Below are 11,143 nucleotides of genomic sequence, written 5' to 3'. Positions count from 1 at the left end.
CCGGAGAATCATTTCGGCTTCGAGGGCGTTGCCTGGTACTGGCACTTCGTGGACGTGGTCTGGCTGGGCCTGTTCATATTCGTCTACTGGCTTGTGTAACGATTGCAGGATTTTATCCAGGTTTATTACATGACAGTTTTTTTGTGATCTCGCGATGATCTTATCCCGTACAACTCAGTACGCCATTCAGGCGCTTATTTATATGGCCACGCAACCCCGTGGCGTGGCCGTACTGAATCGCACCATTGCCGACCACCTGAGGTCATCCCCCACCTATCTTGCCAAGATTCTGCAAGACTTGTCCCGCGGCAACCTGCTTTATTCTTTCCGCGGAAAACAAGGAGGCTTTTGCCTGAGGGAAAATAGCGACCAAATTAATCTGATGCAGATCGCCATCCTTACCGAGGGTCCCGGATTCACCGATGGCTGCGTGCTGGGACTCAAGGTTTGCAGTGATAAAACGCCCTGTCCGATGCATGTCAAATGGTGGCCGATCAAGCAGGAGATCGTGAAGCTGTTGCAGAACCAGACCCTGGACCTGCTTGCCGCCATGGTCGTAAGCGGCAGATATAAACTGACCGATTTACCGGAGGCCGCACTTGGCGGTCAAAACCGCCTGGGCGAAAGCTGTCCGGACGGATTGTAAAATTTTTCAGCGGAGCTAACATGACCAAATGCTCGTCGAATATATCACCCGCTACTGATGACCCGGTTGACGTTCCCCTGGATTGCAGGGATTGTGGCGCTTATAAGTTATGCATGTCCCTTTGGTTGAAGACGGGTGACGCATCTTTGCTTGAGCGAGTCGTCAAAAGAAAGCACGTGTTTAAACGCGGAGATGTTTTGTATCGCATGGGGCAGCCGATGGAATACATGTATGTCATCCGCGGCGGGTCAGTCAAAACCAGCGTCAGCACCGAGGACGGGCAGGTGCAGGTTATCGGTTTTCACATAGTAGGAGAATTGCTGGGTCTGAACGCCATCGAGAGCCGGCAACATAACTGTGAAGCCCAGGCGACGGGAATTACCTCTGTTTGTGAAGTTTCCATCGATCGCTTTGAAGAGCTGGCAAGTACGGATCCCGCCATTCAGCACGAAATTCTCAAAATCATGAGCGCGGAAATCCATCACAGCCATGAATTGCTGCTATTGCTGGGCAAGCATAATGCTGAAGAGCGTCTGGCTACGTTCTTGCTCAGCCTGTCTCAGCAGTTCGCACGGCGCCATTGTTCGGCTACTGAATTCGACCTGAGCATGTCGCGCAGCGATATAGGAAACCATCTGGGAATCGCGGAGGAGACCGTTTGCCGTATATTTGCACGGTTTCAGGATGACGGCCTCATCAGCAGCCGGTATAGGCGTGTAAAGCTGAACGATCTGGAGCGTTTGAAGCAGATCGTCTATCACCGGCGTACCAGCAACGCTCGGGATTCCGTGGATCGCCAGCTTGAAGCCTGACCCGGGGTTCCGGTCTCAATCCTGGGACAGCGATTTCCTTATTCCAGGGTGCTTCACTGGTTTCTTGCACGTCACGGTATAATGGGCTGCTTTCGAACGAACTCGAGATTTACTTCTCAGTGATCGCCACAGTTATTCGCAAGCAGCACTACCGGGAACGACGATTTCCAGCAAAGGTCCTGGTGATATTAGTCGGTGTTTATTGTCATGAGCGGGATATGCTTGAGTTTCGAAGATGGCAATATGATGCTTTTCGTATCTTTCAGAGAAAAATTAAGCAAGGAAAGCGCGAATTGCTGATATTCTCCGTCGGGGACCTTTTTTCATTTTGTTTCCCCCCAAACGCCAGCCTTTCATAGCATTTCGATGAAGAGTTAAGTGTTGTTCTTTTTTTAATCTAAAGGAAAATTCATGCGAAAATTACTTATCACCGTTGTCACTATGCTTGTCACCGCGTTACCGTTTACCGCCGCCCATGCGGTCGTTAACATCAACACTGCCACCGAGGCCGAACTTCAGACTCTTCCGGGTATCGACGCTCACAGAGCCAAGGCGATCATTGATTTTCGCTCAAAAGCGGGTGCGTTCAGATCGACGGATGATTTGGAGAAGGTCGACAGCGGCATTGACATGCGCGTACTCCGCAAGGATATTTCAACTACCGGCCCAACCCTGATTCGGCAAGAAAACAAGCCTGCGGCCAAGTAAGAAAAGAAACGCCTGCCTGAAGGGTGCCAAGGACACTGTCCAGGATAAACAAAGACAGTGGAAGTCAGGCGTGAAATGATCTCGGCAGGACAGCATGGTCAGACAAAACCCCGGCTCTTCCGGGATTTTGTCTGTTACCATCGGAGTATCTTTTTTATAACCCACCTCCGGTCTTCGTTTTGCGAAGTGACGGTGAAGGGATTCGGCCGTACAATGATACAGGCGAGTTCCTTGGCTATCTGATATAATGCTGCCCTTTTGTCGTTCCGACTGAGGATTTACCAATGTCCCGTTCCATACGAAATATCGCTATTATCGCCCACGTCGATCACGGCAAGACCACTATGGTGGATAAATTGCTGCACCAGGCAGGCTCTTTTGCCGCGCATCAGCATATTGCCGATCGGGTAATGGATTCAAGCGATATCGAGCGCGAGCGCGGCATCACGATCCTCGCCAAGAATTGTGCCGTGGATTACCAGGGCGTGCACATCAATATCGTCGATACACCCGGCCATGCCGATTTTGGCGGTGAGGTGGAGCGGGTGCTATCCATGGTGGATGGCGTGCTGCTGCTGGTCGATGCGGTCGAAGGCCCCATGCCGCAGACCCGTTTTGTCACAAAGAAAGCGCTGGCGCTGGGGCTTCGCCCCATAGTCGTCGTCAATAAGGTCGACCGTCCCGGTGCGCGCCCCGACTGGGTGGTGAATCATACTTTTGACTTGTTCGACAAGCTGGGCGCGAATGAAGATCAGCTGGATTTTCCAGTGGTTTACGCCTCAGCGCTCAACGGCTATGCCATGCTGGACCTGAAGCAGACCGGTGCCGATATGCGTCCGCTTTTCGATACCATACTTAAGCATGTCCCGGCGCCCGAAGGCAACCCCGACGAACCGCTGCAACTGCAGATTGCTGCGCTGGATTATTCCAGTTTCGTCGGTCGTATCGGTATTGGCCGCATCAGCCGTGGACGGCTCAGGCCCGCCCAGGATGTGCTGGTGCTGGACGGATCGAATGCGCCGAAGAAGGTCAGGGTCAACCAGGTGCTGGGTTTTCGCGGTATCGAGCGAGTCCAGTTGGAAGAAGCCATGGCGGGCGACATCGTTCTGATCAATGGCGTCGAGGAACTCAGTATCGGTGTGACGCTGGCCGATATCGACCGGCCCGAAGCGCTGCCGATGCGTGCTGTGGATGAGCCCACGCTGACGATGAACTTCCAGGTGAATACATCGCCTTTTGCCGGGAAGGAAGGCAAGTTTGTCACCAGCCGTCAATTGCGCGAGCGCCTTGAAAAGGAACTGCTGACCAATGTCGCGATGAAGCTGGAGGAAACGGACGATACCGATTCGTTTCTGGTTTCCGGGCGGGGCGAGCTGCACTTGACCATTTTGCTGGAAAGCATGCGTCGCGAAGGCTATGAGCTTGCCGTATCGCGTCCGCACGTGGTGATTCGTGAAATCGACGGTGTCAAGTGCGAGCCGTTCGAAATGCTCACCGTCGATGTTGAAGAGACGCATCAAGGTGGAGTAATGGAGGCGCTTGGCGCTCGCCGCGGCGATTTGCAGGACATGGTCTCGGATGAGCGCGGACGTGTGAGGCTGGATTACCGTATTCCTGCGCGGGGTTTGATCGGCTTCCAATCCGACTTCATGACCATGACGCGAGGTACAGGCCTGATGAGCCATGTATTCGACGAATACGCACCGATGCGGCCGGAAATAGCCGCACGCCGGAACGGCGTGCTGATTTCCGCAGAGCAGGGTGAAGCCGTAGCGTATGCGCTTTGGAAATTGCAGGAGCGCGGGCGCATGTTTGTCAGTCCAGGGGATCGCCTGTATGAAGGAATGGTGATCGGCATTCACAGCCGCGATAATGATCTTGTCGTCAACCCGATAAAGGGCAAGCAGTTGACCAACATTCGCGCATCCGGAACTGACGAGGCCGTGACCCTGACGCCGCCGATCCAGCTCACTCTCGAGTCCGCGATTGAATTCATCGCCGATGATGAATTGGTGGAGATTACCCCCAAGACCATTCGCATTCGCAAGCGTTTCCTGCAGGAGCACGAACGCAAGAAAGCTTCGCGCGCCGCTGCATAATTTCACGAAGCATATCGGGGCTGGTTGATGCACCGGCTGAGCTCAGCCTGCACAACTTATCCATAGGTGGCCAAGCATGACGCAGGCTGACTATCTCCCATTTTGCACGACAAGAATGGAAGAATCTCGTCCGCTATGAGTGAAAGAAAGCTCTGGTATGTCGCTGACCCCATGTGTTCATGGTGCTGGGGTTTCTCTCCGGTAATCGAAGCGATTCAGCGTGAGTATGGTGGCCGGTTTGAAGTAGCGCTATTACTGGGTGGTTTGCGGCCAGGGACGAAACAACCGATGCCCCCGACGCAACGTGAACAGATACTCCACCATTGGCGTGCTGTGCAGCAACGGACTGCGCAGCCATTCCGGTTCGAAGGTGCGATGCCGGAAGGGTTTGTTTACGACACCGAACCCGCCAGCCGCGGAGTGGTTGCCGTATCCTTGATCAACCGCGAAGCGATCTTTTCTTTTTTCAAGATGGTGCAATCCGCGTTCTACGTCGAGCAGCAGGATGTGACGAACTCCATTGTGCTGTCACAGCTCGCCGCGAGGGTGGGAATAGATGCCCAGCAGTTCGGGCAGGCGTTCGAGTCCGATATCGCGAAGCGCCTGACGCTTGAACATTTCCAAAAGGCAAGTCAGTGGGGCGTGCATGGCTTTCCCACTGTAATCGGGCAGAGCGGGGCGGATTACCGCCTGCTCAACGCGGGTTATTGTTCACTTGATGAATTGCGTCCAAAGCTGGACGGGTGGTTGCTGGATCCGCTTGATACTCCCCGGCCAGGCTCATAGTTTCCAAGGTACAGATCATGTATAAAGCACTTTTGAAGTTTTTTGTTTCGGCCATGGTGCTTTCGATATTTTGCATCTCCATGCCCATATTTGCCGAGAAGGGGGGAGGCGATCATAAGGCGAATCAACATCGCCATCAAAAGGAAAAAAATTGGAACAAGGGCAAGAATCAGAATTATCGATCTCACGGAATGCGTGTTCTGCCGGGTAGTTTTGACTCGAGGCAACGCGCTGTTATTCTCGATTACTATGGTCCCCGCTTTCAGAGCGGCCGCTGTCCGCCGGGTTTGGCCAAGAAGTACAACGGTTGCATGCCGCCCGGACAAGCAAGAAAATGGGGAGTGGGACGCGCCTTGCCCCGGAATGTGGTGTTTTATGATCTCCCACCTCACCTGATCAGGCAATTGGGCGCGCCTGGGCCGGGTTACCGCTATGTGCGTGTCGCGGCGGACATTCTTTTGATAGCAGCAGGTACCGGTATGGTTATCGATGCCATCATGGATTTAAACTCAATGTGAGTAGAGCGCCGACTTCTTCAACGCACTCGATACCGAGTGCTAAAGTCCGGTTCCGGGGGACCAGCCAAAGCGTTCGAGCAATCCACGGAATGAGTCGCTTGCGATGATAAAAGCGATAAGATAGGACGTTAAACTCAACATTACGATTGCGCCGAGGGACCTCCATGGGCTCAAGGTGGAGTAATGGCGCCACTCCGATAGGAAACCGGTATTTTCCGGTGCCTTGAGCGGTTTATACAAGTCGAACTCCCTAAGGACGGTTTGCCGTGATCGGCGTAGCGCATTCTGGATGCCGGTTCGGTATGCGGTATCGATGAGGTCCGGCCGTTTTGCCTGCCTGGGGGAGGCGGGCTCATCCACAGGCGCCTTTCTGGTCGCCAGGTGATAGAAATCCCGCATTCGATCCACATACCGATCCTCCGCGAACATGGCGTCCACCATTGCCTCAACGGTAGACACAAATTCCTTATCTGGAACAACAGACTGGATAGTAGATCCACCAGCGGATTTTGGCTTCAGAGTCCGGGCGATTTCATCGATAAACTCGTGTTCTTTCCTGGCGATGAGCTTGAGCCAGACAGCCTCGATCGCCTGCGGAGAAGGCACGCTGTTTTTTGTATTGTTATTGTCATGGAGAGCAGCCTCGGACAGCGTGTCGAGTTCCATTTTCGCGGTGCTTTCACAATCAGCGTCAATTGCGTCAAGCCTGGCTTTGAGAATATCGTTCATGATGTTTTCCTGAAGCGAACACCTGTGATCCTAAATCCGGTAGTTGACCGCTCATTTAATAGATCAGTGTCGTGATTAATAACAATATTTCATATTATTTGCGCTCACCTTCCGGGTGGGGGCGCTACGGGGTGAATTGCACAGTTTTTGCGGCACATGGCTATGTTGCAACTCCTTGGAATGGAACGACCATTCCGCGTCGTTGCGCCTTGCCCTGCACCCCAAAAACAGTACACTTCACCCCGTCCAACTACCGGATTTAGGATGATTGAAAGACGCATTGAAGGTGGGATCGGAAGCCGTACAGTGTAACGCAATTTACAAAATGCGTGCACAGCTTGAACACATGTACCGGATACGGTACAGCCTGGCGAGGCGCATCGATAGCGGGCACAATTTCAGGCGCTACGAGGTGCTGATTCTCTCGTTGGAAATGAGAGTAATGCACATGGAGATTGATGGAGAATTGTGCCGACTTACGGTGCGGCACAATACCTGTCAATCTGCCGGATTTCCTGAAATCTGCCGCTTCATATCGGAATGGCGGAAAAGACAGCGAGGTCCTCTACAGCAGCCACTGTCCGGCGGATGAGTTCTTGATTGGCTTCCAGCTTTATCATTCCACCGACGGCGAGTGACACAACCATTGCTTCAAAGGGATAGATAAGGTGGGCGCGATATCTCTGCAATAGACCAGCGTTATCGATGCCTGTGATTCCGTTATCTCTGAGCCCCTGTATATAAACCGACAAAAGCTTCATCTCGTGAGCTCGCCGGATTTCCGGATCAAGCGCAGTCGCAAGAAAATAGGCAACGTCCCCTATACCTTCCCCGAAGCGTACAAGCTGCCAATCAAGAAGGCCAGGTTGCGACTGGTTCCAGAATAGATTGCCGGGATGGCAATCATGATGAACGAGTGTTTGCGGCGCGTTAGAAAGAAAACGCATTACCTGGTGGCGATTTCGCGCATAGCGGACGGCCAGTGGATAAAGAGTCGAAGGGACGAGTTTTCCAGCCCGATGCAATCCTCGTTTCATCAATGGAACAGCCAGGGCGGTGCCCAGATGATCTTCCAGGCGACGTATCGGTGCCGCTAGCCAGTGATAAGTTCGCGCGAGATCGGTTTTTCCCCAGAAATGAGCATGAATGCGGGCAAGCTGTTCAATAACGAGCGTAGCCTGTGCCGCCGTCAGAGCATCGCCGGTATGCCCGGCAATCGCGCCGGATTCTGTTACGTCCCTCAGAACCAGCGTCGATCCTTTCCCCAGCATGCTCTGTGCCGCCAATAGACCGGGTATCGCGATGGGTATGGCTTGAGCGGCTTCATTATAGAAGCGCACCTCTGTATGTAACAATCTGGGCAAAGCGGTGATCATTCGTGCGCGCCACGTCAGCGATGGCAGTTTTACGAACCACTGTCTAGGCAGTGCTGCCGGTCCATCGTGCTCAATTGCGAGACGAATTCGCGTGGTCGTGCCGATATCGACAGAAACAATATTCACGTTCGATACGATTGTACGGGAATGATGTTTGTTGATTACACGCTGAGCCCAGCCAACGTTTAAATCGTCGGGCCGGCGTGCAAGAATATTATGATTCATCACTGCCTGCCTCCAGAGGAGTCAATCGCAATTACTGTATAGGCGGCACATACATCCGTAGCGAATCAACCATGCTACCCGCATTGATTCCAATATACAAAAAAAGGGAGCCAGTGGCTCCCTTTTTGAAATGGTAGACGGATAGGCCTGTGTCCAAAGCTAATAGTCTTTGGACTTCCATTTGCTGTCGAAGCGTGTTTCCTTGGTGTCAAAGTCCTCCCAGACGTAGCCAGGTGTGATTATCGGCTCGGTCGGAACGTAGAACGTCACTAGATCGACGATGCCCGTCAACGATCGGCCAATCCCGGATACGATTCCGGAAAACACCCCGGTCGTCAGTCCATAACCTATGCCTTTTTCATTGGTCGTCATTACCATATTCTTTGGAACTTCTCCTATGCCTGTTACCAGGTTCGCCATGCCGTGCGCAAGCTTGTCGCCGGCATCCGCAGCATAGCTGGCGGCGACCGCCGCCTGAGGCGAAAAGAATAACAATGCGGATAGCAGCAACAACGGTTTCAGTATACGTTTCATCGATACCCCCCAAAAGTGGAACAAATTAAATCCCGCGTAATACTAGCATACCGCTGAGGTGTAGTGGCAAGGCCTGTTAAAAACATTATCCTGAATCCGCTCCGTAGCGAGCTCACCGAAGAAGTAAAGCTCATGGGTACAAAAAATCCTTTTTGGTCATCGCTTTTAGTTTACAAATGAGCTGAAAAATGAGCGGTCACCTACCGGATTCAGGATTATGTTTTAAACAAGAAATTTCCTGCCTTTGGCTATATTCATCGTCCAAAGGTAGTTCGTGGGTGAACTCAGGGGTGGGGACATGCGGCGGGGGCCGCTGATATGCAAGGATTTACCCCCGTAGAACATTGGGGCTGCCGTATGTGCAATTGTGCTGTTCATGCTGATCGCATTGATCCCAGCATATAAAAAGGGAGCGATGGCTCCCTTTTTATGAAATGGCAAATGGATAAGCCTATGGGTAAAACGTATTATTTTTGTAACTTCCATTCCGGATGGAAGTGGGTTTGCTTGGTGTCGAATTCCTTCCAGATAAAATCGGGGTAAATGATAGGCTTGGTCGGAATAATGAAGGTCACCAGATCTACAACGCCCGTCAATGTACGGCCAATTCCATATATGATTCCAGACACCAATCCAGCGGTAAGTCCGTAACCGATACCTTTCTCATTGGTTGTCATTATCATGTTTTTCGGAACTTCCCCTATACCTGTTACGGTATTCGCAACGCCGTGAGCGAGTTTATCACCTACGTTTTCGACGTAAGTATCCGCCATCGCGCCCTGAGGTGAAAAGAATAACAGCGCAGACAGTAGTAGCAGCGGTTTCAACATATTTTTCATCGATACCTCCCTAAGTGGATTAACAAATTAAATCAAGTTTAATACTAGCATACCGCTGAGGGATATGTGCACGGCATTCCAAAAATTAACGCTTTCGACAAGCATTTTCCGCCGCGGTTTATTATTCTTTCGATACCGAATCAGGTATGGAACTGTCGTGCGGTAACCGCATTGATTCCGGATGGGCAAATAAAAAGGGAGCTTGGGCTCCCTTTTTATAAAATAGCAGACGAACGAACAAGTCCGCTTCGAAATTATATAATTTCTATCTCCATTGCCGGAAGTGGGTTGGTTCGGTCCTGAAGTTTTCCCACACGTAGCCAGGTGCGATTATCGGTTTGCTCGGAATGAAGAACGTGGCAAGATCTATAAAGCCGGCAGCGGTACGGCCCACCCCATATCCAATACCCTTGAACAATCCGGTGGTGAGTCCATAGCCGATGCCTTTGTCATTGGACTCATACAGCATATTTCTCGGAACTTCCGCCACGCCTGTTACGGCGTTCATGGCGCCATGCCCGAGCTTGACGCCTACGCCTTTGAAATAGCCATCCTCCCCCGCCGCAGCCTGAGAAGAAAAGAATAGCGTTGCAGATAATAGCAGTAACGATTTCAGTATATTTTTCATCAGTGTCCCCCGCGTGGATTGAAAAAAAAAAATACCGAATTAATACTAGCATACCGTAAGATGTGCATGCACGAAATCTTGTTTCCGCTACGGCGGAACCAGCCGAGGTGAAGGATACTGGGGGAAACGCCTGCGTCCGCGGTTTTTAGCCGCCTGTTCTGCATTATCAGCGTCTTCGAGGCGCGCCGCGATGAATTGTGCTACGCTTCCGCAAGCAGTGAGACTATCGTGGTGAAACTATCGTTTTCATCATTGAAACAAGAAACACCGCGCGCCTCATAGAAAAATAACAGTTACGTGCACCTTGACCAATTTTGTCTGACACAACCGATTTCCCGTCTTTGCCCTCCTCAACGCCGCCTGAGTTGCCTGATACAGCGATAGCCAGCGTCTCGCAAGTTTCCATAGTGATCCCCACGTTCAACAAGGCCGACAGCATCGACCCCTTGCTGACGCGCCTGTACGAGCTTGACCTGCCGGCGGCGGATTTCGAGATCATTGTCGTTGACGACAACTCGAGCGACGGCACGTCCGCCAAAGTGCGTGCCTGGGAAAAACGGGCGAATGTACGGCTGATCGAACGCCGGGAAAAACCCGGTCTCACCCGGTCCATCATGGCCGGCGCGGCAGCGGCGCGCGGGAACATCATCGTCGTGATGGATGCAGGCCTGAGCCACCCGCCGGAACGGTTGCCCGCCCTGATTGCCCCCATACTGGCCGGAAGCTGCGACATCGCCATCGGCAGCCGCTACGTAGCGGGCGGCAGCACCGAAGGAGAGCCCCTGCCGCGCCGATGGCTCTCGCGCCTCGCCAACTGGCTTGCCCACCCCCTCTGCGACGTAAACGACGCCACCTCGGGATATTTCGCCTTCCGGCGGGAACTGGCCGCCACCATTGCCGAACCCGCACACGGCCATGAATTCCTGCTCGAACTGCTCATGGCCGGCCAAGGCAAACTCAGGGTTGTAGAAGTGCCCATCCGCTTTCGCCATCGCACCCATGGCACCCATCGCACCCACGGCACCTCCAAATTATCATTCCGCCCGCAGTGGACCTACCTGCAACGCCTCATGACCCTGGCCGGCGGCACCGTCCCGGCCGGTGCCGCCGGCCGCTTTGCCGCAGTCGGGTTGTTGAGCGTCGCCATCGACGCGCTGCTGTTTCAATTCCTCATGAGCCGCGGCTCCGGACTCGCCCTGGCGCACATCACGAGCTTCTTCACCGCCGCGGCGGTGAATTACTC

General features: G+C 52.9%; 13 protein-coding genes. 8 read left to right on the top strand and 5 right to left on the bottom strand.

What is annotated here, in order from left to right; translation table 11 throughout:
* The 7 genes from BLP78_RS14800 to BLP78_RS14770 all read left to right on the top strand — a co-directional run.
* On the top strand, positions 1-99 hold a 99-nt coding region (locus BLP78_RS14800), incomplete at its 5' end, for a cytochrome c oxidase subunit 3 (protein ID WP_176752749.1).
* A gap of 55 nt (positions 100-154) precedes the next feature.
* Positions 155-646 carry an RrF2 family transcriptional regulator gene (locus tag BLP78_RS14795; RefSeq protein ID WP_025042234.1) on the top strand — a complete coding sequence of 164 codons (492 nt, stop codon included), beginning with the start codon at positions 155-157 and terminating at the stop codon, positions 644-646.
* Positions 647-759: 113 nt separating this feature from the next.
* Positions 760-1,458, top strand: coding sequence for a helix-turn-helix domain-containing protein (locus BLP78_RS14790; RefSeq protein ID WP_231623520.1), 699 nt, complete (start codon positions 760-762; stop codon positions 1,456-1,458).
* A 411-nt stretch (positions 1,459-1,869) separates the two neighbouring features.
* Positions 1,870-2,166 (top strand): ComEA family DNA-binding protein, encoded by a 297-nt coding sequence (locus tag BLP78_RS14785; RefSeq protein ID WP_090460495.1) that lies wholly within the window; start codon positions 1,870-1,872, stop codon positions 2,164-2,166.
* A 284-nt stretch (positions 2,167-2,450) separates the two neighbouring features.
* The gene (typA, locus tag BLP78_RS14780; protein WP_090460492.1) at positions 2,451-4,265 is read left to right on the top strand and encodes a translational GTPase TypA; all 1,815 of its coding nucleotides are present in this window, start codon (positions 2,451-2,453) and stop codon (positions 4,263-4,265) included.
* A 135-nt stretch (positions 4,266-4,400) separates the two neighbouring features.
* Entirely contained in the window at positions 4,401-5,051 is a 651-nt protein-coding gene (locus BLP78_RS14775) for a DsbA family protein (RefSeq protein ID WP_090460490.1), read from the top strand.
* Positions 5,052-5,068: 17 nt separating this feature from the next.
* Positions 5,069-5,569 (top strand): RcnB family protein, encoded by a 501-nt coding sequence (locus BLP78_RS14770; protein ID WP_090460488.1) that lies wholly within the window; start codon positions 5,069-5,071, stop codon positions 5,567-5,569.
* A 39-nt stretch (positions 5,570-5,608) separates the two neighbouring features.
* Here BLP78_RS14770 and BLP78_RS14765 read toward each other — a convergent pair whose 3' ends face one another.
* The 5 genes from BLP78_RS14765 to BLP78_RS14745 form a co-directional block, all read right to left on the bottom strand.
* Positions 5,609-6,298: a hypothetical protein gene (locus BLP78_RS14765; RefSeq protein ID WP_090460486.1), complete on the bottom strand. Its 690-nt coding sequence runs from the start codon at positions 6,296-6,298 to the stop codon at positions 5,609-5,611.
* A gap of 530 nt (positions 6,299-6,828) precedes the next feature.
* Entirely contained in the window at positions 6,829-7,899 is a 1,071-nt protein-coding gene (locus BLP78_RS14760) for an aminoglycoside phosphotransferase family protein (RefSeq protein ID WP_090460484.1), read from the bottom strand.
* A 159-nt stretch (positions 7,900-8,058) separates the two neighbouring features.
* Positions 8,059-8,433, bottom strand: a complete 375-nt coding sequence (locus tag BLP78_RS14755; protein ID WP_090460482.1) for an exosortase system-associated protein, TIGR04073 family — start codon at positions 8,431-8,433, stop codon at positions 8,059-8,061.
* A gap of 467 nt (positions 8,434-8,900) precedes the next feature.
* The gene (locus BLP78_RS14750; RefSeq protein WP_090460479.1) at positions 8,901-9,272 is read right to left on the bottom strand and encodes an exosortase system-associated protein, TIGR04073 family; all 372 of its coding nucleotides are present in this window, start codon (positions 9,270-9,272) and stop codon (positions 8,901-8,903) included.
* 265 nt (positions 9,273-9,537) lie between these two features.
* The gene (locus BLP78_RS14745; RefSeq protein ID WP_090460477.1) at positions 9,538-9,900 is read right to left on the bottom strand and encodes an exosortase system-associated protein, TIGR04073 family; all 363 of its coding nucleotides are present in this window, start codon (positions 9,898-9,900) and stop codon (positions 9,538-9,540) included.
* Between the two features lie 407 nt (positions 9,901-10,307).
* On the opposite strand from BLP78_RS14745, the gene BLP78_RS14740 reads away from it, so the two are divergent.
* On the top strand, positions 10,308-11,143 hold an 836-nt coding region (locus tag BLP78_RS14740), incomplete at its 3' end, for a glycosyltransferase (RefSeq protein WP_371128897.1).

It is taken from the genome of Nitrosospira sp. Nsp1 (assembly GCF_900100985.1).
In the GTDB taxonomy this organism is placed as follows: Bacteria; Pseudomonadota; Gammaproteobacteria; order Burkholderiales; family Nitrosomonadaceae; genus Nitrosospira.
This window is presented reverse-complemented; position numbering and strand designations above follow the sequence as displayed.

Excerpts from the sequence above, each read along its gene's own strand:
- BLP78_RS14770 (WP_090460488.1), top strand. The coding sequence starts at position 5,069 with ATGTATAAAGCACTTTTGAAGTTTTTTGTTTCGGCCATGGTGCTTTCG.
- BLP78_RS14750 (WP_090460479.1), bottom strand. The coding sequence starts at position 9,272 with ATGAAAAATATGTTGAAACCGCTGCTACTACTGTCTGCGCTGTTATTC.
- BLP78_RS14760 (WP_090460484.1), bottom strand. The coding sequence starts at position 7,899 with ATGAATCATAATATTCTTGCACGCCGGCCCGACGATTTAAACGTTGGC.
- BLP78_RS14755 (WP_090460482.1), bottom strand. The coding sequence starts at position 8,433 with ATGAAACGTATACTGAAACCGTTGTTGCTGCTATCCGCATTGTTATTC.
- BLP78_RS14775 (WP_090460490.1), top strand. The coding sequence starts at position 4,401 with ATGAGTGAAAGAAAGCTCTGGTATGTCGCTGACCCCATGTGTTCATGG.
- typA (WP_090460492.1), top strand. The coding sequence starts at position 2,451 with ATGTCCCGTTCCATACGAAATATCGCTATTATCGCCCACGTCGATCAC.
- BLP78_RS14785 (WP_090460495.1), top strand. The coding sequence starts at position 1,870 with ATGCGAAAATTACTTATCACCGTTGTCACTATGCTTGTCACCGCGTTA.
- BLP78_RS14745 (WP_090460477.1), bottom strand. The coding sequence starts at position 9,900 with ATGAAAAATATACTGAAATCGTTACTGCTATTATCTGCAACGCTATTC.
- BLP78_RS14765 (WP_090460486.1), bottom strand. The coding sequence starts at position 6,298 with ATGAACGATATTCTCAAAGCCAGGCTTGACGCAATTGACGCTGATTGT.
- BLP78_RS14795 (WP_025042234.1), top strand. The coding sequence starts at position 155 with ATGATCTTATCCCGTACAACTCAGTACGCCATTCAGGCGCTTATTTAT.
- BLP78_RS14790 (WP_231623520.1), top strand. The coding sequence starts at position 760 with ATGTCCCTTTGGTTGAAGACGGGTGACGCATCTTTGCTTGAGCGAGTC.